Here is a 26,344-nt window from a genome sequence, read left to right as displayed (position 1 = left end):
TCACGAAGTTCTGGAAATTCCCCATCGCCGTTCGTTTATTGCCCCGCTGAGTTAATCGTACAGATTCTCATTTACAGGCGCGTATAGTTCGCGCCGCACGGGGAGTTCACCAGAGCATGTCCATTCGCACCCAAGAGTCGTTGCAGGGTCGTCGGCGCAGTGCGCGCCTGCTGTTGCTGTCAGTGGGGCTGGCAGTGTCGCTGCCGGTGCTGGCCGATGACGAGCCGGCGCGCCACAGCATCGATATCGCGCGCCAGCCGCTGGGCTCTGCGCTGATGGCGCTGGGGCAGCAGACCGGCCTGCAGATCAGTGTCGAAAGCCAGTTGCTGGGCAACCTCAGTGCCCCGCCGGTGCGTGGCGAGCTGAGCGCCGATCAGGCGCTGGCGATCCTGCTCAAGGGCAGCGACCTGGAATGGGTGCATATCGGCGACGACGCGCTGCTGCTGCAACGGGTGGTGCGTCCGCGTGCCGACCAGATCCAGCTGGAAAACACCAAGGTCCGCGAACGGGCGCTGCTGCCACAGGGTGAAACCCATATCGATCGCGAGCTTATCGAGGCAATGCCGGCCGGCAACGGCGACATCACCAGCCTGCTGCGCAGCCATCCCAACGTTCAGTTCGACGACAACCAGCTCAGCAGCAAGACACCCGGAGAAATCGCTCCGGCCAACATCAGCATCAACGGCGCGGCGTTCTACCAGAACGCCTTCCTGGTCGACGGTATCAACATGAACAACGACATCGACCCGGCCGAAGACCGCGTGCAGTTGCTGGACAGGGTGCCGGGGCGCAGCCAGGGCCTGGCGCTGGACACCGACCTGCTGGAGAACATCACGGTTCTGGACAGCAACGTGCCGGCCGCCTATGGCGGCTTCAACGGTGGGGTGATCGACGCCCAGACCCGCGCCCCGACCAAGGCCCTGCACGGCAAGTTCTCGGTACAGACCACGCGCTCGGCCTGGACCAAATACCACATCGACGAGACGGAAGAGCAGCGCATGGAGAACTCCGGCTCGCCCGACGAGCAGCCCGAGTTCGACAAGGTCATCGTGCGCGGTACCTTGCAAGGCCACCTGACCGACACCTTCGGCCTGATCGGCAACTTCAGCCAGAAGCGCTCGACCATTCCGCTGAGCCTCTACTCCTACAACAACGTCGAAGAGATGGGCTATCACAAGGAGAAGCAGGAGCGGCGCATCGACAACTACTTCCTCAAGTCGGTGTGGCAGGCCAGCGACCGGCTCACCGTCGAGACCAGCGTGACCCACGCGCCCGAGGAGAGCCATTACTTCCGGGCCAACGTCGCCAACTCCGGCTATGACAACAAGGTTGGCGGTACCCAGTTGAACCTGCGCACCGTGTGGGACGGCGACCTGGCCCGCGTCGAACAGACCCTGGCCTGGAGCCGCCAGGAACAGAGCCGCACCTCGGACTCGGCCGACTACTGGACCTGGCGCAAGTCGACCACCAAGGACTGGGGCATCGGCAGCAAGACCACCGCCAACACCCTGGAGGGGGGCTGGGGCGATATCGAACAGCAGCAGCGCACCTGGCAGTACAAGCTCAATGCCGACTGGCGCAGCTTCGACTGGCTGGGCGCCATTCACCGCCCGCAGACCGGCCTGGAGTTCTCCCGCCAGTACGTGCGCTACGAGCGCCTCACCGACAGCAGTACCTATGTGGCCCCGGCCGCCACCAACAGCTGTACCAACAGCGCGGGGGTGACCGATACCGTTGCCTGCAACATGGGCGAGACCGTCAGTGGCTGGGCCGGCCAGTACATGAAGAGCCGCACCCGCTATGCCCCCGGCGAATTCGATTTCACCACCACCACCTGGGGCAGCTGGGTGCAGGACGAGATCACCCTGGGCAAGCTGACCCTGCGCCCCGGCGTGCGCGTGGACAGTGACGACTACATGGACAAGACCACCTGGGCACCGCGCTTCTCCCTGGAGTACGACGTGTTCGGTGACCGCACCACCTTGCTCAGTGCCGGTGCCAACCGCTACTACGGCCGCAGCGTCACCAGCTGGCAGTTGCAGGACGGGCGCAACCGCCTGCGCTTCAACGAAACCCGCGCGAGCCTCGACAAACCCTGGGTGACCAAGTCCAACGGCAGCAACCAGACGCTGTTCAATCAGCTCGACATCCCCTATGACGACGAGCTGATGCTGGGCGTGGTGCAGCAGTGGGCCGGCATCGAGTACGGCCTCAAGTACGTCAACCGCAAGGGCCGTGACCAGGTGGTACAGGTGTCCGGGCGCACCCTGGGGCAGCCGTCCACCGACCCTGACCTGGCCAGCAACTACACCACCTACACCAACGACGGCAAGAGCGAGACCGACACCTACACCCTGACCGTGACGCCGATGCAGCGCTGGACGCTGCTGGGCACGCAGACCGGCGGCCAGCTGGCGCTTAACTGGACCGACAGCAAGGCTTCCTCGCCCAGCTACGTGCAGGCCGACGACACCTACTACCAGAATGACGTGATCCAGTACCAGGGCAGCTTCATCAACTACCAGGACCGCCCGGCGACCAACTACAACCGACCGTGGACGGCGCGCCTGACCACCATCACCGACATCCCCCAGGCCAACCTGCAGTGGAGCAACTTCTGGCGCTACCGGGCCGGCTACAAGCGCATCGGCGACACCGGGCGCAACGTCGATTACAGGGGCACCTCGGTGGATGTGTGGGAAGAGCAGAAATTCGACGCGGCGCTGACCTGGGACACGCGGCTGGGCTGGCGTATCCCCACCGCACGGGACCAGGCCATCTTCGTCAACGTCGACGTGTTCAACGTGCTCGACAAGAAGTCGGTCAATGCCAACGCCACGGTCAACAGCAATTCGGTGTCGACCTATGAAGTGGGTCGCCAGTACTGGCTGGAAGTGGGGTACACCTTCTGAGATGCGCCTGTTCCTGATTGGCATCGCACTCATGCTGGCCAGCCCGGCCCTGTGGGCGCAGCACCACGCACCCCTGTGTGCATCGGCTGATGCGGCCTGCCTGCGCGAGGCCTACAGCCGCCCGCCGGCACACTGGCCGGCGCCGCAGGTGGACGCCGGCGTGGCCTGGCAGGAGCTGGGGCCACTGCCCGAGCGTGCACCCTCGCCTGCGCACAACCCCTACACCGAACAGAAGGCAGCGCTGGGGCGCACGCTGTTCTTCGACCCGCGCCTGTCGCGGTCGGGGCAGATCGCCTGTGCCTCGTGCCACGAGCCGGACCTGGCGTTCGCCGATGGGCGCCGGGTGTCGTTCGGGCATGGGCGTGCGCCAGGCCGGCGCAATGCGCCGAGCGTGGTCACCAGTGGCCTGGCCCCACAGCTGTTCTGGGATGGCCGCGCCGACAGCCTGGAAACCCAGGCGCTGATGCCGGTCGTCGATCCGGCGGAAATGGCCTTCAGCGTCGACGAACTGGTGGCCCGGTTGCGTGCCAGCGCCGATTACCCGGCACTGTTTGCCGTGGCGTTTCCCGGGCAGGCGCTGGGTGCCGAGCAGATTGCCGCAGCCCTGGCGACCTATCAGCGCGATCTGTTGCGGGTCGCGCAGCGCACGCCGTTCGAGCGCTTCCTGCGCGGCCGCACTGCTGCGCTGAGTGACCAGCAGCTACATGGGCTGCACCTGTTTCGCACCAAGGCGCGCTGCATGAACTGCCACTTCGGGCCGGGAATGAGCGACCAGCGTTTTCACAATGCCGGCCTGACGTTCTACGGGCGCAGCCGCGAGGACCTGGGTCGCCATGAAGTCACCGGCCTGGCCGCGGACGTGGGGCGTTTTCGCACCCCTTCGCTGCGCCTGGTGAGCCGCACCGGCCCGTGGTTCCACAACGGTTTCGCCAGCAGCCTCGATCAGGTGCTGGCGTTCTACAACGTGGGCATGCCGCGGCCGGTGCCGAAGGCTGGGCAGCAGGGCGATCCGCTGTTTCCTGTCACCTCCGCACAGTTCGAGGCGCTGGGGCTGGACCGGGTGGAGTTGAAGGCGTTGAAGGCATTTCTGGAGGCGCTGTGAGCGGGTGCTGCATTACGCGGTAGTATCACCGTCCTGGCCGGCAGGCACCGTTCGGTGCTGCGGCCGGATGACCGTTGCAATGGTGTTATTGGAGAGGCAATCAGCGTGAACGATTCACAGATGCTCGAGGACCTGGTGTCCCGCTACCTGGCCGGCGAAAGGCCCGAGTTCGTATTCTTCTGGGGCCATCAGGTGAGCCGCAAGGGTGTCACCGCCTCGTGTTTCAGCCAGTGGTACGTGGCGCCGTTCGAGGTGGACGGGCAGTCGTACCAGTCGGCCGAGCACTACATGATGGCCGAGAAGGCGGCGCTGTTTGGTGATGAACAGACGCGGGCACGGATCATCAAGGCGACCGATCCCAATGCGGCCAAGGCACTCGGACGCCAGGTGCGCGGGTTCGACGAGGCGCGGTGGGCACAGGAGCGCTTCGCGATCGTGGTGCGGGCCAACCAGGCCAAGTTTTCCCAGAACGCGGAACTGGGGGCCTTCCTGCAGGGCACCGGCACGCGGGTGATCGTGGAGGCCAGCCCGGTGGACCGGGTGTGGGGGATCGGCCTGGCACAGGATGACCAGAACGCCCACCGGCCGGACCGCTGGCGCGGCCTGAACCTGCTGGGCTTCGCGCTGATGCAGGTGCGCGACGCGGCGCAGGCCTGAGGGCCCGCCGGCCCGCGCTCAGGGCTGGCTCGGCAAGCCGAGCCGCGCCTGGATGAACGCGACGAAGGCAGTGAGCTTGGGCAGTGACTTCTTCGAGCGTGGATACACCATCTGCACCGGTTTGTGGGCCGGTACATACGCCCCCAGAATGCTCACCAGCTCCTTGTTCGCCAGCGCGGCGGCCACCAGAAAGTCCGGCTGCATCAGGATCCCGCTGCCGGCAATGGCGGCCTGCAGCAGTACCTGGCCATCGTTGCTGCGAAGCACCGCCTGCTCGGGCCAGAACACCTCTTTGCCAGCCTGCTTGAGTGGCCAGGCAAAGCGGTTGTTCCAGGAGGTGTGGGTGAGGATTCGGTGGGCGTGGAGCGCCTCCGGTGTTGTCGGCTCGCCGGCCTTCTCGAGGTATTTCGGGGCGGCGCAGATCACCATCTGATAGGGCGGCAGGGGCTGCGAGACCAGGTTGGCGTCAACCAGCTCGGCGATCCTGAAGCCCAGGTCGAAGGCACTCTCGTAGAGGTCCACCACCTCGTTGCTCAGGATCAGCTCGACCTGAACCTGCGGGTAGCGCTGCATGAACTCGGTCACCAGCGGGCCGACCAGCGATACCCCCAGTGTCATCGGCGCGGTCACCTGCAGCAGGCCACTGGGTGCGTCGCTGGAGGCTTCTACCCGGTTGTAGGCGTAGGCGACCTGCTCCAGGGCGGTCCTGGCCTCGGCATAGAAGATGCGGCCTTCGCCGGTTATGGTCTGCCGGCGTGTGGTGCGTTGAACCAGCCGGGTGTTCAGGGTTTTCTCAAGGCTCTGGACATGCCGCCCCACCATCACCGCCGACATCCCCAGCGCGGCAGCCGCCCCGGCAAAGCTGCCGGCTTCGACCACGGCAACAAATACTTCCATCTGCCTGAGCTTGCTCATCGAGTGATCCGAGAGGTGATGATTACTAACGTTGAGTGAGCCAATTGCTAACCTGGCGTGCGTTTATTGCGCTTTAGTTTATCCCTATAGTCCGTGGCATTGAACCAGAGCACGAGGTGTCATCCCATGCGACATGTACTGAGCCAGGCGCTGGGCGCATTCGCGCGCGCCGATCTGCTGCAGGGCGCCACCGGCATACAACGCGCCGAGCGTATCGAGCACCATCTGGGCCTGCCGGCCATGGGTGTCGGCCTGTACCTCAAGCGCGATGACCACATGCTTGTCGGCGGTGGCGGCAACAAGCTGCGCAAACTGGAGTTCCACCTGGGCGAGGCGCTGAAGAACGGCGTCGACACCCTGATCACCGTGGGCGGCATTCAGTCCAACCACGCGCGGTTGACGGCCGCCGTGTGCGCCCGGCTGGGGCTTGAATGCGAACTGATCCTCAGCCGTGCGGTGCCCAGGGCCGATCGCGATTACGAGCTCAATGGCAATGTGCTGCTCGACCAGCTGTTCGGGGCCAGGGTGCAGGTGCTGGACAGGGGCGCCGATGCACTGGCAGCGGCCGAGGCGCGGGCGCAGCAGTTACGTGCGGCAGGTCGCAAGGTGCTGGTCATTCCCACCGGCGGTTCCACGCCGCTTGGCAGCCTGGGCTACGCCCGTTGCGCCGAAGAGATTGTGCAGCAGGAAACCGCGATGGGCGTGCGATTCGACGAGGTCGTGGTTCCCAATGGCAGCGCCGGCACCCATGCCGGGCTTGCGGCGGGGTTCGAGGTACTGGGGCGGGGTGCGGCGAGCGTCAGGTCCTGGTCGGTGCTGGCCGACCAGCAGGCCGCGGCGGCCACGACCCTGCAGCTGACTCGCCAGGCGCTGGCCTTGCTGGGCCATGCTGCAAGCCTCGATGCGAGTGCGATCAACATCGATGGCAGCCAGTTGGGCGAAGGCTACGGGCTGCCGACCCAGGCCATGCTCGAAGCGGTGCGCCTGATGGCGCGCTGCGAAGGTGTGCTGGTGGACCCGGTGTACTCGGGCAAGGCCTTCGCCGGGCTGCTGGCCGACCTGCGACAGGGCCGCTATCGCCGCGGCGATAACGTGCTGTTCATCATGACCGGTGGTACCCCGGGGCTTTACGCCTACAGGGAAACCTTCGCCGAGCCGGTGCAAGGCGCCAGTTGCGTGGCGTCGAGATAGCCCTTGACCGCCCTTGCCACGCCAGGCGCCTGCAGGCCGATTTCGCGCAGCTGCCCGCTCAGGGGGTTGCGGTAGCCGATGAAGAACAGGCCCCGCGCAACGCTCGACTGGCCGTCGTCATCCATGGTCGGCTTGCCGTCCGCCGTGAGCGCCTCGGGGTACTGGATCAGCGCCTCCAGGCCGGTGGTGTAGCCGGTGCCCGCAACGATCACGTCCATGCGCAGCGTGCAGCGCTCGGTGCGGTCGATGCCGGTGTGGGCCACGGCGCCTTGCTCGTTCAGTTCCAGCAGCGGGCCGACCACCTTGATGCGGCGCTGTTTCAGGTCGTCGATCACCGGCATGAACAGCGTCGGCGTGACACTGCCCAGCCCGGACACGCCCTGTGCCGGTGGTGGCAGGCCGTAGGCCGACAGGTCGCCGACCCAGCGCCGCGACAACCAGCTCAGCACCGCGTCGCTCGCGCGGGGCGGTAGCCGACGGATCAACGTACCCAGTGCCGCCAGCGGCACGCCGAACAGGCTCTTGGGCAGAAAGTGCGGCGCGCGCCGCACCGACAGCGTGACCGACGCGGCATGGGGTACCAGGCGGCTGGCTATCTCGCAGGACGAATTGCCGCTGCCGACCACCACCACGTGCTTGCCGGCGTAGGCACGTGCATTGCCGAAGTGCGCAGCATGCACGATCTGCCCGGCAAAGCGCTGTGCCCCCGGCCACTGCGGGATCGACGGTACGCACGAGGTACCGGTGGCGACCACCAGCGCCGGTGCGCGCCACTCGCGGCCATCACGACAGCGCACCTGCCACATCGATTGCGCCTGAAGGTAGCCGACCGATTCCACGTCGCACCCGGTCAGCACCTCGAAGCCGCCCCGGGCCGGCAGTGACGCCAGCACCCGGGCCAGGTCATCGCGGCTCGGCCAGCGGCCTGCCGCCCATGGAAAGCGCCCGCCCGGCAACCCGGAAAACCAGCGCCCGGTGTTCAGGCGCAGGCCGTCATAGTGGTTGCGCCACACGTCGCCCACGGCCTGCGTGCGCTCCAGCACCAGCGGGCGCAGGCCGGCGCGTACCAGCTCGTAGGCGCAGGACAGCCCCGCCGGCCCGCCACCCACCACCAGCACCCTGTGCGCGTTGTCAGCCATGGGTGGCGCCGCCGGTGTGTTGCACCTCCACCGTCAGGGGCACGGGACGCATGATGGTGTCGGGGATCGGCGCGGTCGGCAGCAGCTTGGCCAGCAATGCGTCCACGCGCTCGGGTGATTCCTCGGTATCGATCGACACCTGCACCTGGATGCTTTCAAAGCCCGGGTTGCCGCTGGTCACGCCAAATGCGGCGCGAAAATCCACGCGGCCGCTCACGTCCAGCACCAGGCTGTTGACCTTGACCCCGGATGCCGACAGGCCGCCGATGTAGGTGGCCGCCAGGCAGTTGCCGATACTCGCCAACAACAGTTCCTGGGGCGTGGCGCCCAGGCCGGCGCCACCGTAGGCGCAGGGCTCGTCGCCGTGCAGCACGGCACCGGACTTGACCTTGGTGAGGGTCTGGTAGCCCTCGGTCCACTGCACACTGGTGTGGTAGAGCGGGCGTGCGATGTCACCCTCGCCATCGGCCCGGATGCGTTCGCGAACTGCTCGGCCGGCGTTGGCCTGGAGGCCGTTGATGGTGAAGCGGTGGGTGGTTTCACTCATGGTCTGTGCTCTTCAAGGGGCGGCATGGCGGTCGAATGACCGTGTGCCATTCAGTTAATCGGGAGGTCCCGTGTCGACTAGAAATGCTCGGCCAGCCGGGTTTCGTGGGTCAGAAACGCGTCCAGCCGTTCTTGCAGGTCAAGCAGTTGCGCCGAGCGCACCTGGCGCGGGCGCGGCAGGTCGATTTCCAGGATCTGGGCGATGCGGCCGTGGGGCGTGCTGGCCATCAGCACGATACGGTCGGCCAGCAGCAGCGCCTCCTGCAGGTCGTGGGTCACCATCAGCACCGTGGCGCCGCTGGTGTTCCAGGCGCGCAGCAACTGGTCCTGCATCAGGCGCCGGGTCTGTGCGTCCAGTGCCGAAAACGGCTCGTCGAGCAGCAGCAGGCGTGGCTCCAGGGCCAGTGCCCTGGCCAGGGCGATGCGCTGGCACATGCCGCCGGACAATGCCGCCGGCCGGTGCCGGGCGAATTCGGCCAGGCCCACGTCGGCAAGCAACTGCTCGGCGCGCCGGGTGGCCGCTTCACGGTCCAGCCCGCGGTTGAGCAGGGCGATGGCAATGTTTTCCACCGCACTCATCCACGGGAACAGGTTGTTCTGCTGGAAGATCAGCGCACTGTCGGGCTGGTTGCCGCTCACTGCCTGGCCGTCGTACAGCAGGTGCCCGGTGCTGGGTTGCTGCAGGCCCGCGGCGATGTTGAGCAGGGTGCTCTTGCCGCACCCGCTGCGCCCCAGCAGCACGGTGAAACTGGCGGCCTTGATATCCAGGTCACCCACCTCGACCCGTGTGCCGCCTTCGAACTGCTTGCTCAGGCCACGAAAACTCAGCGTGGCGCCCCGGCTCATGACGCCCACCCGGTGAGGCGGCGTCCGAGCAACAGCATCAGGCGATCCACCACGAAACCCACGACACCAATGGTCATCACACCCACCATCACCAACGGCATGTTGTACATCTGCTGGGCCATGATGATCATGTAGCCCAACCCGGAATTGATTCCCGCCATCTCCCCGGCCAGCACCGCCATCCATGCGCCGAAGAACGCCATGCGCAGGCTGGTCATCGCGCTGGGGGCGATTGCCGGCAGTCGCACGCGCAGCCAGATCTGCTGGCGCGTGCACCTCAGGTTGCGGGCGATGTTCAGGTACTGCGGGTCGATGGCATCCAGCGCGGCGACCAGCGACAGCGTCATGGTGCCCAGCACGGCCAGGAACACCACGAACACTGCGGCCTGTCCGCCGATGCCGATCACCGCGATGGTGAAGGGGACCCAGGCCACCGGTGAGATCGGCGCCAGGGTCTGCACCAGCGGCAGGATCAGGCGGCGTAGCAGCTTAACCTCGGTGGTGATCACCGCCAGCAGCAGCGCCACCAGGCTGCCAGCCAGCAACCCGCCGCTGACCCGCAGCAGGGTCACCAGCAAGGCCTCCAGCAAGCCGCTGCGCTGCTGCCCGAAACCCACCACCGCTTCGCCGGAAAACGCATACGGCAGGGTCACGCTAGGGGGCGGGAGCACGCGGCCATCCAGCCAGCCAGACTGCACCGCCAGCTCCCATGCGCCGATCAGCAATGCCCACGCCAGCAGGAACCACAGCGTGTCGCGCAGCGCGTCCAGATAACGCGGGGCACGGCGTGCGTCGGGCTGCCGGCTCAGGGTCAGAACGGCCTGGTTCATCCCGTCACCTGGGCAGCAGGTTGATGGCGCAGGTCGAGAACCGCATCGATCGGGTTGTCGGTGAAGTAGCCCAGTTCGACCAGGTAGCCGGCGCCGCGCTTGAGGCCGGCCACGCCTACCGGGCTGATGACCGGGTTGGGCGCCTGGCGTGCCAGGGCCACCTTGAGCACCTCGTTGGATACCCCGTAGATCGGCTGCAATTGCTGGATGGCGTTGTCGAAGTCGGCTTTCATCGCAGTGGCCGATGCCTGCAGCAGTTCCAGGTAGCGTTTGAGCAGCGGCCCCTGTTCCTGGCTGGTGCGCACCTGCGTGGTGATCACGCAGTCGGCGGCCTCCGGGCCCCACACCGCGTTGGAGTCGCTCAGGTAGCGTGCGCCGGTGGTGCTGACCACGTTCTGGGCATAGGGCTGTGCCAGGGTGCACACGTCGAGGCGGCCGTTGGCGATGGCTTCGCCCATCCCGGCCATGCTCGGGAAGAAGGTCATCTGATAGTCGTTGTAGGATTTGCCGTGGCGCGCCATCGAGCCGTAGCCCACCAGTTCCAGGGTATCCAGGCGCAGGGTGCCGACGCGCAGCCCGCTGCCTGCGGCGGCGATGAATTCATCCAGGCTGGCCACCGAGCCGTTGCGCGCCACCAGTTCGATGCCGCCTTGCCCCGAGCCACCGATGATGCGCAGCTCCTGGGTGCCCTTGGCGTAGGCGGCTGCGGTCATGGTCCAGGGCCCGTGCATCAGTTCCAGCCGACCTGCCAACAAGGCCTGCAGGGCATCGCTTGGGCTGTTGAATTGCGTCAGCTCCACCTGCAGGCCGGCCGCCGCAAAATCGCCGCGCAGCTTTGCCAGCAGCAGGTGCGACACGCAGCCGGCGGGCATGTGCCCCACACGCAGCAGCGGCCCGCCGGTGGCAGCTTCGACCTTGCTGGCCGCTGCCAGCAGCGCGGTGCCGGCGGCGCTCAGCGCCAGCATGCCGCAGCCACAGGCGCACATGAACGAGCGGCGGCTCAGGTTGGACTGGAGTGCGGGCGTCGCTTGCGCGCCACTGGTGGAGAACAATCGCTGGAAAAAATCTCTCATCACACGCATCCCAAAACAGGTAGACCGATCGTTCTCGGCAGGCGCGTGAAGTATGTGAGATCTGCGATATAAGCAGAACTAATATTTTAAGATTAGCTTATGCCTAATTAGCATATAGGCGCCGAGGCCTGCACCGGCAGCGGTGCAGGGGGCGGGCTAGGCGGCTTTCGCTTCGCGCAGCAGGGTCAGCAGGATCGAGCGCGCAACCTGTGCGCTTCTGGCGTTGCGCGAAACCATCGCGGTGGCGATGGCACCGTCGATCAGCAGCGAGATCTGCTGCGCGACCCAGGCCGGTTCCGGCAGCCCGCAGGCCGCGGCCAGTTGCTCGATGCGGTCATGCACCCGATCGAAGTGTGCCTGGGCCAGGTCACGTACCCAGCTGGAAGACTTGTCGTGTTCGGCGACGGCGTTGGTGAACAGGCAGCCGAAGAAGCGCCCGCTGGCGAACCATTCCTCGAGCAGGTCGAACAGAAGGATCAGGCGTTGCTCCGGGTCGTCGGTACGCTGAGGCAGTGCCTGGTCAAACCAGCCAAACCACATCGCTGCCTCGCGATCGAACACGGCACGCAGCAGGTTCTCCTTGGAGCCATAGGTCTCGTACAGCGTGCGCCGCGCGACCTTGGCATCGCTGAGCAGGCGCGAAACGCCCGTTGCATGAATGCCTTCACGGCAGAACAGCCGTCGCGCGCTTTCCAGCAGGCGCTCGGCGGCAACGGTCGGGGGTGTGCTTTCCATCAAAATCGGTTCCGGCTGAATCAGTTTGGTGCAGAGTGCAACTTAATGGGTGGGGTGTCATCAGGGAAAGTGCTGGAGGTTGGGTTTTCGCGGGCAGGGGGAGGGGGCAGGTGCGTAGTTTGCCCTGGGCATCATCAGGCCAGATGCACACCTGGCGGGCGGATTGCCCCTTGCACGAACGGCGCTCGCCCTAAATAATGCGATCAATTACCATTTGCATATTTAATGGCCCCCTTATGTCCGCACTCGAGCCTTTGGCACTTCACCAGCTTTATTCCGAACACAACGGTTGGCTGAAAGGCTGGTTGCGCATGCGCCTGGGCAATTCGGCCGATGCGGCGGATCTGGCCCAGGACACCTTCGTGCGGGTCATGACGGCACGCAACGCCGCGCCGATCCGAGAGCCGCGGGGCTACCTGACTGCAATTGCGCGCTCGCTGTTGATCGACAAGTCGAGGCGACGGGCGATCGAGCAGGCATATCTGGTGGCCCTGGCGCAGAAGCCTGAACCGGTCGAGGTATCACCTGAGGTGCGCTTGTCCATTCTCGAGATGCTGGTGGCGGTCGACAGCCTGCTGGACGGGTTGGGCAAGCGTACCCGGGAGATCTTTCTGTCGGTGCAGCTGGAAGGGCAGACCTATGTGGCGGTGGCCGAACGCCTCGGGGTCTCGGTCACCACGGTGAAGAACCATCTGGTGCGAGCCATGACCGAGTGCCTGCTGCTGGCGGACAACTGATGAGCGCGGCGCTCGATCGTCGGACCCTCGAAGCTGCTGCGACCTGGTACGTGCAGCTCAACGATGCAGGGGTGGACGAGGCCTGCACCCGGGCCTGGCAGCAATGGTTGGGGGCAGATCCTTTGCACGCCGAGGCATGGGCGCGGGTCGAGGCGTTCCAGCGGCAATGGGCAACGGTACCCGCACATGCCGCCCGGTCAGGGCTGGATGCGGCCCAGGCGCAACGCCGCGAGGTATTGAAGATCCTCGGCGTGTTGCTGGCCGTCGGGGGCAGCAGCTGGATGATCGGCAAACCGCTGGCGAACCATGGCCTGTTCGCTCAGCAGAGCACGGGCGCGCGCGAGCGTCGCTCGCTGCGGCTGGACGACGGGTCGCAGCTGGAACTCAATGCCAACACCGCGCTGGATGCGAGCTTCGACGGGCAACTTCGGCTTATCCGTCTTTACCGCGGGGAGATCCTCGTGCAAACCGCCAAGGATCCTGGGCAGCGGCCGTTTATCGTCGAGACCCAGGACGGGCGCATCCACGCGCTCGGGACGCGCTTCAGCGTGCGCCAGATGACGGACCGGACCCGCGTGGGTGTGCTGCAGTCGGCGGTCGAGCTCCGTCCTCGCCGTCACCCGGAGCGGGCAGTGCGTCTGGAGGCCGGTCAGCAGGCGGCGTTCGATCCTGATCGCGCCGATCCTGCCGGTGTCTTGGCACAGGGTTCGACCGCGTGGGTGCAGGGCATGCTGAGTGTCAACGAGTGGCGCCTCGGGGAGTTCATCGACGAGCTGGGGCGCTATCGCCCGGGCGTGCTGCGCTGCGCCGGGGCGATTCGCGACCTGAGCATTTCCGGAGCGTTTCGTATCGACGATACAGATGCGGTCCTGGAAAACCTGACCCGGACCTTGCCGGTGAAGCTGCGTTACCTGACCCGCTACTGGGTCAGTGTCGAAGCCGTCTGAACCGTCACTGACAGAAAATACGCGGAGCACCTTGCTGATTATGATTCTCATCCGTCAATGACAGGAGCCGCGATGACAGCGGATTTCTGCCAAGACAACAGAAGGATCATTTCATGCCCCAGCTTTGCTTCTCCCCCTCGATCTCATTGCCCCGCGCAGTGCGCCTGGCGATGTTCGGCCTGACGATGGCGAGTGTGCCGGGGGTGGTGCTGATGCCTGCTGCGGCTCACGCCCAGAGCCGTATCGCCTACCACATCGGCGCAGGCCCGCTGGGTAGCGCGCTGACCCAGTTCGGCGTGCAGGCGGGTGTGACGATTTCCTTCGATCCGCGGCAGATCCACGCGCTGACCACCCCGGGCCTTGATGGTGCCTATGGGGTCGATGAGGGGCTGGCGCTGCTGCTGTCCAACAGCGGCTTGCGCGCTCAGCGCCAGGCCAATGGTGGGTATCTGCTGGTCCAGGACGGTTCCTCGGACGCGGTCGTGCTCGGCGCCACCACCGTCAACGGGCAGGGCCTGGGCGCCACGACCGAGGGCACCGGTTCGTACACCACGGGCTCGACCAACACGGCGACCAAGCTCGCCCTGAGCCTGCGGGAAACGCCGCAGTCGGTGACGGTGATCACCCGCAAGAGGATGGACGACCAGAACATCCAGAGCCTGGACGACATCGCGCGCACGGCGACCGGTATCACCCTCACCAAGATCGGCACTGATCGCTCCACCTATTACTCGCGCGGCTTCGAGATCAGCGACCTGCAATATGACGGCATTCCGACCAACATCTCGGAAAACTACTCCATGGACGTCATGTCCACCTCGAACATGGCCATCTATGACCGCGTCGAGGTCGTACGCGGCGCCAATGGCCTGATGCAGGGCACGGGCAACCCGTCGGCGGCGATCAACCTGGTACGCAAACGGCCGACCCAGGACTTTCGTCTGGGCGCGGAGCTGGGGGCAGGCTCCTGGGACAACTACCGTGGCCAGGTGGATGTTTCCGGGCCACTGACCCCTACGGGCAATGTTCGCGGCCGTGCAGTGGCCTACTACAACAACGCCAACAGCTACCGCGACGGCTCCGAGCGTGACAACCAGTTGCTGTACCTGGTGGGGGAGGCGGATCTGAACGATTCCACCGTACTGACGGTGGGCGCCACTCTCCAGAAAGACAACCAGAACGGCTATGACTGGGGCGGCTTGAACACTCGTCGCGACGGCTCCTTCTATCCGCTTTCGCGTTCCACCAACCTCAACGGCAAGTGGGCCCATCTGGATCGCAACAACTACACGCTGTTCAGCGACCTCACGCACACCTTCGACAACGAGTGGAAGTTGACCCTGGCCATGAATGCGATCTGGTCGAACGCCGACTTTCTCTCCGCGTACCCGAACCGGGTAGCGGGCGACAACTATCGCATGACCGTCTCCCAGGCCGATTACGAAGACACCCAGTTCGCCCTGGACCTCTATGCTACCGGGCCCTTCGAGCTGTTCGGGCGCAAGCACCAGTTGATGCTCGGGGCCAACACGCGCAAGGACGAGTTCGACGCGGTGATCAAGAGCGCCACCAACAACCCGACGATCGACATCACCGACTTCGACTACAGTGCCCTGCCCAGCCCGATCCTCAATGCTATCGGCGCAGACTACAACTACACCCGCAAGGAGCGCGGCCTGTATGGTGCCTCGCGCTTCAGCCTGACCGATGACCTGAGCCTGATCGTCGGTACGCGGGTGAGCTGGTCGGACTACAAGGTGGCCAGCCCCTACACCAATGACCAATACCGGGAGAATGGCCGGCTGGTGCCCTATGCCGGGCTGGTGCTGGACCTGGACAAGCACCACACCTGGTATGCCAGCTACACCGAGATCTACAAGACACAGAGTTACTACGGTGTCGGCAATACCTTGCTTGACCCGATCGAAGGCGAGAATTACGAAACCGGCATCAAGGGTGAATACTTCGATGGTCGGCTGAACACCTCGCTGGCAATCTTCCAGACCAGCTTGGAGAACATGCCCGAGGCATTGCCGGTGTCACCCACCTGTGGTGTGACGGGGACGAGCAAGTGCTATGAAACAGGCGCAAAAGTACGTAACCGTGGCTTCGAACTGGAGGTGTCCGGCGAGCCGTTGGAGAACTGGAATGTCAGCGCTGGCTATACCTATAGCGATCCCGAATATGTGGCGGGCGCCAGCAAGGGTTCGGACTACTATCGCAAGATCCCGCGCCGCCTGCTCAAGGTGGCGACCGACTACCGCTTGCCCGGTGTCCTCGACCAATGGCGTGTGGGCGGCGATGTCTATGCACAGAGCCGCACTGCCGCCGACGTGACCGGGTACGACATCAAGCAGGGTGGCTACACCTTGCTCAACCTGCATGCGCACTATCAGATCAACCAACAGTTCAGCGTGCAGTACAACCTCAACAACGTTCTGGACAAGGTCTACTACCAGTCCTTGCCCACTTCGAACAACTTCGGCGGCCTGTACTACGGTGATCCGCGCAATTTTGCGATGACGCTGCGCTACCAATACTGATGCAAGGCCTGGGCGTGGCTTTTCGGAGAGTCCCGATGGCGTGCCATGCCCAGGCGGCCTTTACCCGTCCCCCATGCAAGGTTTGGGAATGGCTTCAGGGGTTGGGACGGGTTTTTTCTAGGCATTAAAAAGCCGGCTTGTGGCCGGCGCTTTATCAGTTCGCAGATTTTCGTGCCTATCTGTAATGGCTAGTAGATTCGGGGCTTTGAATCGCCCCGGATTCTCTAGACACCTTGCAAGCTCATTGCGTAACGCTTTTCAAACTCTACCGGTGACAGCTGATTGTTGAAACCATGGCGGCGCTTTACGTTGTAGAACATCTCGATGTAATCGAACACATCACTCCGAGCATCTTCCCGCGTGGTATAGATTTTTCGCTTGATCCGTTCCCGTTTCAGAAGCTGGAAAAAGCTCTCGGCCACGGCGTTGTCATGACAGTTGCCTCGGCGACTCATGCTGGCAACCAAATTGTTTGCCTTCAAAAAGCTGCGCCAATCGGAGCTGCTGTACTGGCTGCCTTGGTCGGAATGAACCATCACCTCTTGCTTCGGTTTACGCCTCCAAACCGCCATCAACAACGCATCAATAGCCAAATCACTGGTCATCTGCGACTTCATTGACCAGCCAACGACCTGCCGAGAAAACAGATCTAGTACCACCGCCAAATACAACCAGCCTTCATACGTACGAATGTACGTGATGTCGGTTACCCAAACCTTGTTGGGTTCCACAACATCGAACTGGCGCTTCAGCAAATTGGGTGAGACGACCGCTGGCTTACCGCCGTACTTTCCAGGGCGGCGTCGATAACCTGTCTGAGAACGCAGCCCTTCAAGACGCATCAGCCTCGCCACACGATGACGACCACAATCCTCACCGACCTCGCGCAGATCGTCGTGGATTTTGCGATAGCCATAAACGCCGCCGCTCTCCAGCCAGGAATGCTTGATCAAACCCAGTAGTCGCTGGTCGTCTTTGGCGCGTACAGATTGCGGCTCAGACAGCCAGGCGTAATAGCCGCTGGGATGGACTTTCAGCGTCAGGCAAAGCCGTCGAATCGAATAGTCGCCCGCGCGCTGCTTGATAAAGGCGTACTTCAGCCGCACTCCTTGGCAAAGTACGCGGCGGCCTTTTTTAATATGTCTCGCTCTTCAGTGACGCGCTTGAGTTCCGCTCGCAGACGACGCAGCTCAGCGTGCTGATCATCATCCTGCTGCCGTTCTTCTTGAGGTTTGCTGTAGCGCTTTATCCAGGCATAGAGGCTATGCGTCGACACGCCGAGACGGGCCGCTACCTCAGCGACAGGCAGCTTCTTTTCGGTCACTTGATTGACTGCTTGGATTTTGAATTCTTCGGGGTAACGCGGGTTGCTCATGGCACCTCCTAATTGGCCTCAGTTTAAGGCAAAGAGGTGTCTACGAAACCCGGGGCGATTCAGCCTGCTAAAAGAAGCCAGTCTGCGGCGGCTAGGAAATCCGGCGCGATTCAGATTTGAAGACCGGAAAAACCGCAGCCGGAATGCCTCATCCATGAGGCGGCCTAGAAGCTTGAATCAGTGATTGAATCCCATTTTGGCCGAGAATAACGGCCTCTCGAACAACTCTAATCGGGAATCCTGTCTGCTTCGACCAGCTCATCAGGCAGCGCTCTCTCATATCTACAGGATAGTCCGCTAGGCTGTCTGAATCGTAAATTGCGAAATACAGTAAGAGCAGCGATTGGTAATTCGACGGGCTGTTACTCGAGATAGCACCACCTCTGATGCTATCTCCTTCACTATCAGAGGCAAGGCTCGCCCGAGCTGCCGCACGCATGCGAATTTTACTGAGAACGTCCCCGATGACCGCTTGGGAATCCTCACCTAATCCTAGACCAAGCTCTTCGGCTTTGCGAATTGGATCCCCCGACTGCCAGATGTCGCGGATAAGATCCTCGATTTTCTGATTCATTGCGTTTCCCGAATAGTCGTGGATGTCGTAGGAGATGCATTGTGCGGAGATTCAGCCCTGTTGGCTAGACTCCATTGCTTCCTTTACTATGCCAAAAATAAGTGCTGACATTTCCTCAACAGTCCGCCTGGCACCGCTTGGGGCTTCGATGTCAACCTTTCTGAGCGTTGCCGTGTCTGGCAATTGCCTAAAATACAGATTTACCGCTCGCTGAAGGTCCGAGGAGGCTTCATGGATGTCAGCTTGGTCTTCGGTGTAGGCCCGGGTCGGGTCATTTGCTCGCATAAGATGCGTGCCTTCAACGTAGTGCCTGTCAGTAGATGTTAAGACAATCTCAAGGTTCGGACGTGGTAGCTCATAGATATCATACTCAAGCCAACGCAGGAGGAGGTCTAACTCTCCACGCCGCTGGTCTTCAGATATCTTGGCACCTTGGAATGCGATGTTGGATGCTACATATCTGTCACAGAGCACGACTGTGCCTGCATCGAGAGCTTCTATGATGCTTTTCCTCGAGACAAGGCGGTCAGCAGCAAATGCGAGGCCTAGGAACTCCGGCGTGACCTGTCCAAAACCGCCTTTCAAAAAATCTCCAATCAGTTGTCCTATAGGCGTACCTGATTTGTTGGGAAAGTCGTAAGTCACAGTTTTTCGCCCTTGGGACTCCAACTGACTCTTCAGGATTTTGAGCTGCGTAGACTTGCCAAGCCCATCACCACCCTCGATTATCACTAGAAAACCTGATTGAACCTCTGAAGGGAACGCCATTGAAAACTACTCCGGATAAATATGCTCACGCCGATGCGCGTCATTTGTTTTTCAGATCACGCAAAACGCTTGTCGTGGTATTTCTGTCATTTATGGTGCTAGGAATAATTCTAGTCCTAAACGGCAGCTCAGTGCAGCTTTCTATCGGCACATCGCTGATCGCTGGAGCTCTGATGTCGCTCGCAACGCTGTGGATCGATCAGATAAGAAATGGGGAAGAGATTAGGGTGAGGGACCTGGTCGAAACGGGGCTGGTCGCAGCTTATTCTCGCAGGAATCTTACGGAAGAGTACGATGCTCTTGTTGCAAATGCTAAGGTCATTGATGTTACTGGCTATACCCTTAAGTCTTTCAGTGAACAGAACGAGGAAGTCCTTAGGAGGCGGGCAGAACAAAAAAAACCTATTCGTGTGCGGATTCTGCTGGTTGATCCTGACTCCGAATCGTCTAAGATCATGCAATTAGCTGAGAATCAATCCGAAGGACAATATTCTGGTTCGCGAGACTCGTTGCTCAAATCGCTTGGAAATATACCAGACGTTGAGGTGCGGCTATGTCCTCGACATCTCTCAATGATGATTTACAGAATTGATGGAATTCTTTTCACTGGACCGTACCCCGCCTCAGCTAAGAGCGCTAGAGCATTTACTCTAAAGCTTGGGCGAGGGTGGCTGTTTGATAGGCAGATGGAGGACTTTGAAGCGCTATGGAAGCTCGGAAGTGTAGTGGAGCTCCAGCGGCTAAGCAACGATTGAAGCCGCAGCTAAAAGGGAACTAACCACAGCCGTCTTGTTCTCACCGTAGATTATAGCCAGCGGATCACCTTTATTAACTAGTTTTTTGTCTCCAGCAAGGAGCTCTATGCCTCCAGGGCTAATAGTATCAATTGGTAGCTTCCTATCTGTGGATGAATTTATTTGATGGTTTGCTATGTCTGCAACGGACATAGCATCCCACAATAAAGATCCGGAGCTCGAGGCAAGTACAGTTGCTTTCTCAAGCCCCCCGAGAACCGTATTTCTTGGATCGCTCGAAAATGATTTGATGTAATCATTATCTACTCCATGATCTGAAAGCAGGCCGAGCATTGCATTGAAGGCTTCGCCGTTATCAATCACTGCTTCTGCCCTTTTACACACAGCTTCTGGATCTAATCCAAGCTCCTCGGCAAAGCATCTAAGGAAACTTATGGAGGTAGAAATCTCTGCGCGTCCTGAGGTGTCACATATATCCCCTCTTAAAATTTCAGCTGCTTCTACAACTTCCGTGCTTGATCCAATCGAGCGACCAAGGATGTTTTTTGAAGCCCTCAGCTTTGAAATGATTTTTACTTTGCTTAACTCACCTATAGTTGCGCAAATTTCTCCAAAACTCTCAGCATCTGAGCGATTTTTTAGGAAGGCTGTGGGGCCGAATAATATGTCTAGAATGATTACGTCGGCTGGAAGAGCAATCTGTTTGGACATGATACTGGACGCCATCAAACCCATATCCGCCACGGTCCCTGTTTCGCCGCGAAGACGGTACATTATCGCATCTCGTGGACATAAATCAGCGCCTGCTGAGAAATAGCGCACAGGGTGGTCAGCCCCGTTCCAGTTGGAAAAATCAGCCATACTGGCAAGCTTGAATCCTGGAATTATTGCGAGCTTATCTCGAGTTCCTCCAGTATGAGCCAGTTTGCCAGCGACTAGAAATGGCGAACACCAACGAAATTCCCGAGCAAGTGCTCGCATGATCGGAGGCAGAATCAGTGCTTGTTTTTCTGATATTCCACCTGTGGGATATCGCCTAACAGATGCTGTGTTGCGAGGCTGGACTGCTTGAGGTTTGCCCGCTAGAAACTGTGTAAGACCTGTTGCTTCTGATGGTGCTACTCCCCGTATAAATGCATCTGCTAGCCAATACCCAGCTGCTATCTCTTGATATTCTTCTCGCTTCCCGGAAGAGAACCAGTTTCCTGCAACTTTTTCAAAGATATGCAATGGTACTGCTTTGTTGAGTATCGATGCTGCTTCACTTCCCTTACAGAATATCCTTCCGATTACGCTCTTCGCATTTAGTAACGAATCCTCTGCTGCGCCCTCAACGGTTAGACTGGTGAATTCGCCAAGTCTCAAAGCGCAGCCTGATTGAGCAGCAGTTAGCGGCAACGAAAGAGCAACGGGCACGTCTTTACCTTCGCGGATAGCTGCCGTAGTCTGGGCTAGGGTTAGAGCTACTGATGTATTCACAAGGCTACTCCGATTGCTTCAGCTACGCGACGAGCAGTAAATTCTGGAGTTGAAGACGTCTGGTCAATAACAACTAGGCGTGTTCCATGATCTTCTGCTGCCTTCCTGCATGCCTGCTCCATTTTTATTTGCATAGCAAAATGCTTCGATAATTCCGCTGCACGATCAAAGTCACGATCACGTCGTGCCATAAATTCATTCCAAACCTTCTCATCAAGCCGAAGAAAAATTAGCAGGTCTGGCTTCGGAAGTTCTTCACAGTCCGTTTGAGCCATTTTTTGCGCCGTAGGGAAGTAAGGATCGCTCTTAGATATCAACCATTCGAACGGCTCCTCTCCCAAATAATAATTTACCAGGACATCGTAATAACTATCTATAATGGAAAAGGCGCCCCTATTTCTCGTGTCGTTAGCTTTGAATAGCTGAGGGACTCGTATTGTTCGAAACCAAGTTAAAGCAGTAAAGGCGCCAACGGTAGCTCGTTCTTTAACTAACTCTGGCCATGCTGACTCCTCCGGCTCAAGATGCACCTCTGCGTTAATTAGCCGTCCTAGAGCTTTGGCTGTAGACGACTTCCCCGAGCTCGGCAGTCCTGCAAAAGCAATGAGCATATATTACCTCTTATGTTAACGTTGATTGTGTTTGTCTAACGTTGACTGTTGGTGAGTTGTCAATTGGTATGCGCTCTCAAAATAAAGCTTCTTTGATTATTAGGACTGTCTCTGTGAAAATCAGTTTGATATAGGTGCCTGCTGGAACCGCTTATGTTGAGATAGTGCACTGGGTGCAAATAATCTTAGTCCGTAGTATCAAAATTAAAATGAAAAATTACAAATTGAAATGGTCGAGTCCATGCGGTTTTTCTATTTCCTATTTGGCTTTCTTGAGTTTTTCCATAGTAGCGCACGTCCTCCCTAATTTGACGCTCTGCATCAAGTTGGCGTCGATGGGCGCATCGCTCCGATTTTGTTGCTGACGTTTGCAGCGACCGCAATGTTCCCTTCCGCCCCATGCGCATCGTCCCTAGTCAATCTAACGCGTGATGGCACATTAGCATATGCTCTGTCCAGAATATCCCCGCTTTACGATCCCACTTCATTTGCAGGCACCCAAGACCTATATAGGCAAGGGTTTCTGGGACGAGCGCCAGTTCTGCCGGCCTCTGCCGGTGACGATAGACGGGAGCCGGCCGAGAGCCGCCAGGCTTGGTGCAGCAAGCTCCTTTTGGTTTTTCTTCGCAGAGGGCAGACAAGGGGTTACTTCTTTCGATGCAGACCGGCCTGACCGTTGAAAGCGTAGGTGGGAGGCTTTGCGTGTCGCCAATCGGGTTCATCACTGACCTCGTGCATCAAGTTCACAGCGATGGGAAACATTAGGTTTTATGCCCCTTTCTGTCTCCTTTCTCATTACTGTAGTAGGGCAGACAGCGACTTTTCACCACAGTCTAAATACGCACTAAAAATTCGATAACCACCAGCGATGTAAGAGCAGTTCACCTGCAACCGGCGATGGTCTGACGTCAGTCAGGCCTAAGTCGCGAAAGGATCGAAGCCAGTCCGGCTATTCTCCGACTAGCCTTGCGACCGCGATTAGACCCTTGGCTGTCGGAAGTGCGTTTTGAGGAGAGAGTAGCGCTCATATTCTCTTCTGTAAAAAGAGAAGGAGTGATCACGCGACGGCGGAATGGGGGAACTAATGGGGGAATAAACTTACATTTTTTTGTTTAAGGTCCCACGTTACGGGCCTTTCAGGCATTAAAAAGCCGGCTTGTGGCCGGCTTCTCGGGGACAGTCTTGGCTGACTTTTGGTAAGCCGCAACCGCCTTCAAATCGTGATCCGGCGCTGGGGCCGGGGGTGGCGGGGGCAGTGTGTGCCGCGCCACGCCCTCAGGATGCAAGGCTGCAACCGGGGCTTGAGTGCGGCACAGCATACTGGGAATGGATCGCAATGCCCAGCAAAAAAAACGCTGCAACCGCTTTAGCGCGGGCGATCATCCCGCAGGTGAGCCCACCAGAACACCCACCCCAGCACCTCCAGACCCTGGTTGCGGATTTGCGACAGGCTGTAGGTTTCGCTCGGAAATTCGTCACCGTCATGGCTGTGCAGACGCAACGCGCCATTGGCCCGTTCGCTCAAGGTGTGCACCCGCAAGCGCCCGTTGTGCAGCAGCGCGTATATCTCGCCCTCGATCACGCGGGTCAGGCTGCGGTCTATCGCCAAGGTCGCGCCGTACTGCAGCAAGGGGTTCATGTTGTAGTCGGGCATGCTCACGCAAAGCGCCTGCGCAGCATCGACCCCGAGGTTGTCCAGCGCACAGCGCGGCAAACGCAGGTGGCGGCCAGGGATTTCGGCAAACTGCCGGGGCTGCGCATGGTAGAAGGGCAGCAGCACGTCCTGCTCGCCATGCGCAGCGAACAGGCTGTGGTCCGGGGCCTGCAGCTCCTGCTCGCCACGGTTGCGGCTGACCCGCGGCAGCGGGTTGTGGTGCTTGGGGCCCTCGCCGGTGCGCAGCCAGCGAGGGCGTACGCACAGCAGCTCGGCAATCTCGTCCAGACGCGCCATGGGCACGCCGCGCTGGAACCAGTTGTTCACATGCTGCGGCGTCACCCCGCGCTGAGCGGCAAAGTCGGAAGCGGTCAGGTTGCACTCGCGCAGGAGCGCTTTCAAACGATCACCAGATGTATTCATGGTGATTGAGTTTAGTGAGGGAAAAGAAGGGTTTATATAAACATTGGGTTGAAGTGTTTCGGGGGCAAAAGCGGGGGTATTACAGGGGGTTCTGTTGGTGTTGTAGGAAGAGTCGGACGCTGTTGTTTCAAGCAGCGAGCCGCAGATGCAAAAAGCCCCGCAATCGCGGGGCTTTTCCTCAAGCGCAGTGCTTAGCCCTTGTAGGCTGCCACCGACTTGGTGATCTCGGCACGGGCCGCTTCTGCGTCACCCCAGCCGTCGATCTTGACCCACTTGCCTTTCTCCAGATCCTTGTAGTTCTCGAAGAAGTGCTTGATCTGCTCCAGCAGCAGTGCCGGCAGGTCGGTGTACTCTTTGACGTCGACGTACAGTTGCGACAGCTTGTCGTGCGGTACGGCGATGACCTTGGCGTCGCCGCCGCCGTCGTCGGTCATGTGCAGGATGCCGACCGGGCGAGCACGGATCACCGAACCTGGGGCTACCGGGTACGGGGTCACCACCAGCACGTCCAGCGGATCACCGTCGTCAGCCAGGGTGTTGGGGATGAAGCCGTAGTTGGCCGGGTAGAACATCGGGGTGGCCATGAAGCGGTCCACGAACAGGCAATCGCTGTCCTTGTCGATCTCGTACTTGATCGGTGCGTGGTTGGCTGGAATCTCGATGGCGACGTAGATGTCGTTCGGCAGGTCTTTGCCAGCCGGAATCTTGCTGTAGCTCATTGGGCATTGCCCCCATGTTTGGCCAAAAATTGGTCGCGATTATAGGCACATTCCGTAACGCTTGCCACGCCCGGCCAGATGCCCGGCCTGGTCAATTAGTCGTGTGCTGGTAGTGCGGATGGCTACGTTGCAGCTGTTGCAGGCGGGCCAGCGGATCCTGGCGGTAGAACGCGCTCAGTTGCGCGTAAACCGCGGGGTAGGCCTGCATCAGCAGGTCCGGGGCACTGAAGAAGTATTCGCTGGTCACGGCGAAGAATTCGGCCGGGTTTTCCGCGGCGTAGGGGTCGATGGCCGTTTCGGCATCGGGGTTGCGGTCAAGCTGGCGGTTGAGATCGTCGTAGGCCTGCTGCATGGCCTGCGCCCAGTCCGCCACGCGCATGCTGTCATGCAGCGGCGGCAGGCCATTGGCATCGCCGTTGAGCATGTCGAGCTTGTGCGCCAGTTCGTGAATCACCAGGTTGTAGCCTTCCCAGCCACCGCTGGCCAGCACCCCGGGCCAGGCCAGGATCACCGGGCCCTGCTGCCAGGCCTCGCCACTGTGTTCGCCATCCCATTCATGCTCCACACCGCTGGCATCACGGTGGCGCTGGGGGCTGACGAAGTCATCGGGGTACAGCACGATTTCATGGAAGCCCTGGTACCAGTTCAGATCGCCCAGGTGCAGCAGCGGCAGTTGCGCCTGGGCCGCCAGGTGCAGGCGCTGCTCGGCATCGGCGTCGACGCCGGGCAGGGTGGTGAGGTGCTTTTGCTGCAGGAACAGGATGCAGGCTTCACGCAGCCAGTGATCTTCTTCGTCGCTGATGCCGTCGAGCATCGGCAGGCCCTCGCGTACCCGCTGCCACTGCTGCGGCTCGATCGGGTAGCGGGCCAGGGTACGACGGCGCCGCCAGGCGCTCAGGCTCCACATGTGCGCGGGTTACTGGGCCTTGGCCTGGCCACGGCCCATGCGGCTGCGCACCAGGCCGATGATCATCGGCACCAGCGACAGCAGGATGATCGCCACGATCATCAGCGACAGGTTGGACTTGATGAACGGCACGTTGCCGAAGAAGTAGCCCAGCGTCACCAGGCCACACACCCACAGGATGGTGCCGGCGACGCTGAACATCAGAAAACGAGGATAGACCATTTTTGCCAGGCCCGCGACGAAAGGCGCGAAGGTGCGCAGGATCGGCAGGAAGCGCGCCAGGGTGACGGTCTTGCCGCCATGGCGTTCGTAGAAGTCGTGGGTCTGCTGCAGGTAGTCGCGGCGGAAGATCTTCGAGTCGGGGTTGCGGAACAGGCGTTCCCCGGCCGTTCGCCCGATCACGTAGTTGGTGCTGTCGCCCAGGATGGCTGCCGCCATCAGCAGGCCGCACAGCAGTACCGGGTCCATGCCGCCGCCGGCGGCCACGGCACCGGCGATGAACAGCAGCGAATCGCCCGGCAGGAACGGCATGACGACCAGGCCGGTCTCGCAGAAGATCACCAGGAACAGGATGGCGTAGATCCACGGACCGTAATTGTTGACCAGCAAATCGAGGTAGGTATCGAGATGCAGAATGAGGTCCAGCGGGTTGAAATCCATGTACGGCACCTTGTTCAAGACCCGGCTCTACGGGCATGCGAGGACTGGCAGTGCGAAGTGTGTAGCCGTTACCCGGGGTAAGGGTAAAATTTCACACAAATTGAAAGGCCGCATTATACGGGCATGGCGTGATTATGGCGGAGCAGTTTGTAGCGGCGGATTTCTGGGCCCCAGCACAGCGGGGCTGCTATGCAGCCCATCGCCAGCAAGGCTGGCGCCTACATGGCCAGTGCGCAGACCTGTGGA

General features: G+C 60.9%; 24 protein-coding genes. 8 read left to right on the top strand and 16 right to left on the bottom strand.

What is annotated here, in order from left to right; all coding sequences use genetic code 11:
* Positions 1 to 116 precede the first annotated feature (116 nt).
* The 3 genes from LOY33_RS22815 to LOY33_RS22805 all read left to right on the top strand — a co-directional run bounded on the left by LOY33_RS22815 (position 117) and on the right by LOY33_RS22805 (position 4,671).
* On the top strand, positions 117 to 2,912 hold the full coding sequence (locus LOY33_RS22815) for a TonB-dependent receptor (RefSeq protein ID WP_082405794.1): 2,796 nt from the start codon (positions 117 to 119) through the stop codon (positions 2,910 to 2,912).
* 1 nt (position 2,913) lies between these two features.
* Positions 2,914 to 4,014: a cytochrome-c peroxidase gene (locus tag LOY33_RS22810; RefSeq protein ID WP_043861868.1), complete on the top strand. Its 1,101-nt coding sequence runs from the start codon at positions 2,914 to 2,916 to the stop codon at positions 4,012 to 4,014.
* Between the two features lie 105 nt (positions 4,015 to 4,119).
* Positions 4,120 to 4,671, top strand: a complete 552-nt coding sequence (locus LOY33_RS22805) for an NADAR family protein (RefSeq protein WP_258660195.1) — start codon at positions 4,120 to 4,122, stop codon at positions 4,669 to 4,671.
* Positions 4,672 to 4,689: 18 nt separating this feature from the next.
* Here LOY33_RS22805 and LOY33_RS22800 read toward each other — a convergent pair whose 3' ends face one another.
* The gene (locus LOY33_RS22800; RefSeq protein WP_258660193.1) at positions 4,690 to 5,586 is read right to left on the bottom strand and encodes a LysR substrate-binding domain-containing protein; all 897 of its coding nucleotides are present in this window, start codon (positions 5,584 to 5,586) and stop codon (positions 4,690 to 4,692) included.
* Between the two features lie 126 nt (positions 5,587 to 5,712).
* Between LOY33_RS22800 and LOY33_RS22795 the strand changes: the two genes are divergently transcribed.
* Complete coding sequence (locus LOY33_RS22795; RefSeq protein ID WP_116052311.1) at positions 5,713 to 6,777, top strand: D-cysteine desulfhydrase family protein; 1,065 nt, start codon at positions 5,713 to 5,715, stop codon at positions 6,775 to 6,777.
* Here the strand turns inward: LOY33_RS22795 and LOY33_RS22790 are convergent.
* From LOY33_RS22790 to LOY33_RS22765, 6 genes are all read right to left on the bottom strand, one after another.
* Positions 6,720 to 7,916 (bottom strand): NAD(P)/FAD-dependent oxidoreductase, encoded by a 1,197-nt coding sequence (locus tag LOY33_RS22790; RefSeq protein WP_258660191.1) that lies wholly within the window; start codon positions 7,914 to 7,916, stop codon positions 6,720 to 6,722. The two genes, LOY33_RS22795 and LOY33_RS22790, sit on opposite strands and share 58 nt — an antisense overlap.
* A complete protein-coding gene (locus tag LOY33_RS22785) occupies positions 7,909 to 8,463 on the bottom strand; it encodes an OsmC family protein (RefSeq protein ID WP_258660189.1) in 555 nt (184 codons plus the stop codon). Before LOY33_RS22785 ends, LOY33_RS22790 begins: the two co-directional genes overlap by 8 nt.
* Before the next feature lie 77 nt (positions 8,464 to 8,540).
* Positions 8,541 to 9,308: an ABC transporter ATP-binding protein gene (locus tag LOY33_RS22780; RefSeq protein WP_043863934.1), complete on the bottom strand. Its 768-nt coding sequence runs from the start codon at positions 9,306 to 9,308 to the stop codon at positions 8,541 to 8,543.
* Positions 9,305 to 10,138 (bottom strand): ABC transporter permease, encoded by an 834-nt coding sequence (locus tag LOY33_RS22775; protein ID WP_078481402.1) that lies wholly within the window; start codon positions 10,136 to 10,138, stop codon positions 9,305 to 9,307. Before LOY33_RS22775 ends, LOY33_RS22780 begins: the two co-directional genes overlap by 4 nt.
* A complete protein-coding gene (locus LOY33_RS22770; RefSeq protein ID WP_052504310.1) occupies positions 10,135 to 11,211 on the bottom strand; it encodes an ABC transporter substrate-binding protein in 1,077 nt (358 codons plus the stop codon). The genes LOY33_RS22775 and LOY33_RS22770 overlap by 4 nt, the downstream gene beginning before the upstream one ends.
* Positions 11,212 to 11,367: 156 nt before the next feature.
* Complete coding sequence (locus LOY33_RS22765; protein ID WP_258660187.1) at positions 11,368 to 11,946, bottom strand: TetR/AcrR family transcriptional regulator; 579 nt, start codon at positions 11,944 to 11,946, stop codon at positions 11,368 to 11,370.
* A 236-nt stretch (positions 11,947 to 12,182) separates the two neighbouring features.
* Here LOY33_RS22765 and LOY33_RS22760 point away from each other — a divergent pair, with 236 nt between their 5' ends.
* The 3 genes from LOY33_RS22760 to LOY33_RS22750 all read left to right on the top strand — a co-directional run bounded on the left by LOY33_RS22760 (position 12,183) and on the right by LOY33_RS22750 (position 16,173).
* On the top strand, positions 12,183 to 12,683 hold the full coding sequence (locus tag LOY33_RS22760) for a sigma-70 family RNA polymerase sigma factor (protein ID WP_043863930.1): 501 nt from the start codon (positions 12,183 to 12,185) through the stop codon (positions 12,681 to 12,683).
* Positions 12,683 to 13,630, top strand: a complete 948-nt coding sequence (locus tag LOY33_RS22755) for a FecR domain-containing protein (RefSeq protein ID WP_258660186.1) — start codon at positions 12,683 to 12,685, stop codon at positions 13,628 to 13,630. Before LOY33_RS22760 ends, LOY33_RS22755 begins: the two co-directional genes overlap by 1 nt.
* Positions 13,631 to 13,743: 113 nt before the next feature.
* Positions 13,744 to 16,173, top strand: coding sequence for a TonB-dependent receptor (locus tag LOY33_RS22750; protein WP_258660184.1), 2,430 nt, complete (start codon positions 13,744 to 13,746; stop codon positions 16,171 to 16,173).
* A gap of 224 nt (positions 16,174 to 16,397) precedes the next feature.
* On the opposite strand, the gene LOY33_RS22745 is transcribed toward LOY33_RS22750, so the two are convergent.
* From LOY33_RS22745 to LOY33_RS22735, 3 genes are all read right to left on the bottom strand, one after another.
* Positions 16,398 to 17,548, bottom strand: a protein-coding gene (locus tag LOY33_RS22745) for an IS3 family transposase (RefSeq protein ID WP_102063847.1) whose coding sequence is annotated in 2 segments (ribosomal slippage) — positions 16,398 to 17,305 and positions 17,305 to 17,548 — 1,152 coding nt in all. Because the reading frame shifts where the segments join, the coding sequence is not laid out codon by codon here.
* Between the two features lie 148 nt (positions 17,549 to 17,696).
* Positions 17,697 to 18,122, bottom strand: a complete 426-nt coding sequence (locus tag LOY33_RS22740) for a hypothetical protein (RefSeq protein ID WP_258660181.1) — start codon at positions 18,120 to 18,122, stop codon at positions 17,697 to 17,699.
* Positions 18,123 to 18,173: 51 nt separating this feature from the next.
* Positions 18,174 to 18,890 carry a hypothetical protein gene (locus tag LOY33_RS22735; protein WP_258660179.1) on the bottom strand — a complete coding sequence of 239 codons (717 nt, stop codon included), beginning with the start codon at positions 18,888 to 18,890 and terminating at the stop codon, positions 18,174 to 18,176.
* Positions 18,891 to 19,063: 173 nt separating this feature from the next.
* Between LOY33_RS22735 and LOY33_RS22730 the strand changes: the two genes are divergently transcribed.
* The gene (locus tag LOY33_RS22730; RefSeq protein WP_258660177.1) at positions 19,064 to 19,645 is read left to right on the top strand and encodes a hypothetical protein; all 582 of its coding nucleotides are present in this window, start codon (positions 19,064 to 19,066) and stop codon (positions 19,643 to 19,645) included.
* Here the strand turns inward: LOY33_RS22730 and LOY33_RS22725 are convergent.
* The 6 genes from LOY33_RS22725 to LOY33_RS22700 all read right to left on the bottom strand — a co-directional run bounded on the left by LOY33_RS22725 (position 19,631) and on the right by LOY33_RS22700 (position 26,098).
* The gene (locus LOY33_RS22725; protein ID WP_258660176.1) at positions 19,631 to 21,124 is read right to left on the bottom strand and encodes a hypothetical protein; all 1,494 of its coding nucleotides are present in this window, start codon (positions 21,122 to 21,124) and stop codon (positions 19,631 to 19,633) included. The two genes, LOY33_RS22730 and LOY33_RS22725, sit on opposite strands and share 15 nt — an antisense overlap.
* Complete coding sequence (locus LOY33_RS22720) at positions 21,121 to 21,735, bottom strand: hypothetical protein (protein WP_258660175.1); 615 nt, start codon at positions 21,733 to 21,735, stop codon at positions 21,121 to 21,123. The genes LOY33_RS22725 and LOY33_RS22720 overlap by 4 nt, the downstream gene beginning before the upstream one ends.
* A gap of 1,366 nt (positions 21,736 to 23,101) precedes the next feature.
* Complete coding sequence (locus LOY33_RS22715; protein ID WP_054916333.1) at positions 23,102 to 23,812, bottom strand: XRE family transcriptional regulator; 711 nt, start codon at positions 23,810 to 23,812, stop codon at positions 23,102 to 23,104.
* A gap of 191 nt (positions 23,813 to 24,003) precedes the next feature.
* Positions 24,004 to 24,531: an inorganic diphosphatase gene (gene ppa / locus LOY33_RS22710; protein WP_043863926.1), complete on the bottom strand. Its 528-nt coding sequence runs from the start codon at positions 24,529 to 24,531 to the stop codon at positions 24,004 to 24,006.
* 91 nt (positions 24,532 to 24,622) lie between these two features.
* Positions 24,623 to 25,438 carry a zinc-dependent peptidase gene (locus LOY33_RS22705; RefSeq protein WP_043863925.1) on the bottom strand — a complete coding sequence of 272 codons (816 nt, stop codon included), beginning with the start codon at positions 25,436 to 25,438 and terminating at the stop codon, positions 24,623 to 24,625.
* Positions 25,439 to 25,447: 9 nt separating this feature from the next.
* Positions 25,448 to 26,098, bottom strand: coding sequence for a DedA family protein (locus LOY33_RS22700; protein WP_043863945.1), 651 nt, complete (start codon positions 26,096 to 26,098; stop codon positions 25,448 to 25,450).
* Between the last annotated feature and the right edge of the window lie 246 nt (positions 26,099 to 26,344).

This window comes from Pseudomonas sp. B21-036 (assembly GCF_024748925.1).
Taxonomy (GTDB): Bacteria; Pseudomonadota; Gammaproteobacteria; order Pseudomonadales; family Pseudomonadaceae; genus Aquipseudomonas; species Aquipseudomonas palmensis.
The sequence above is the reverse complement of the archived record's forward strand: the minus strand, read 5'-3'. Positions and strand labels throughout refer to the sequence as shown.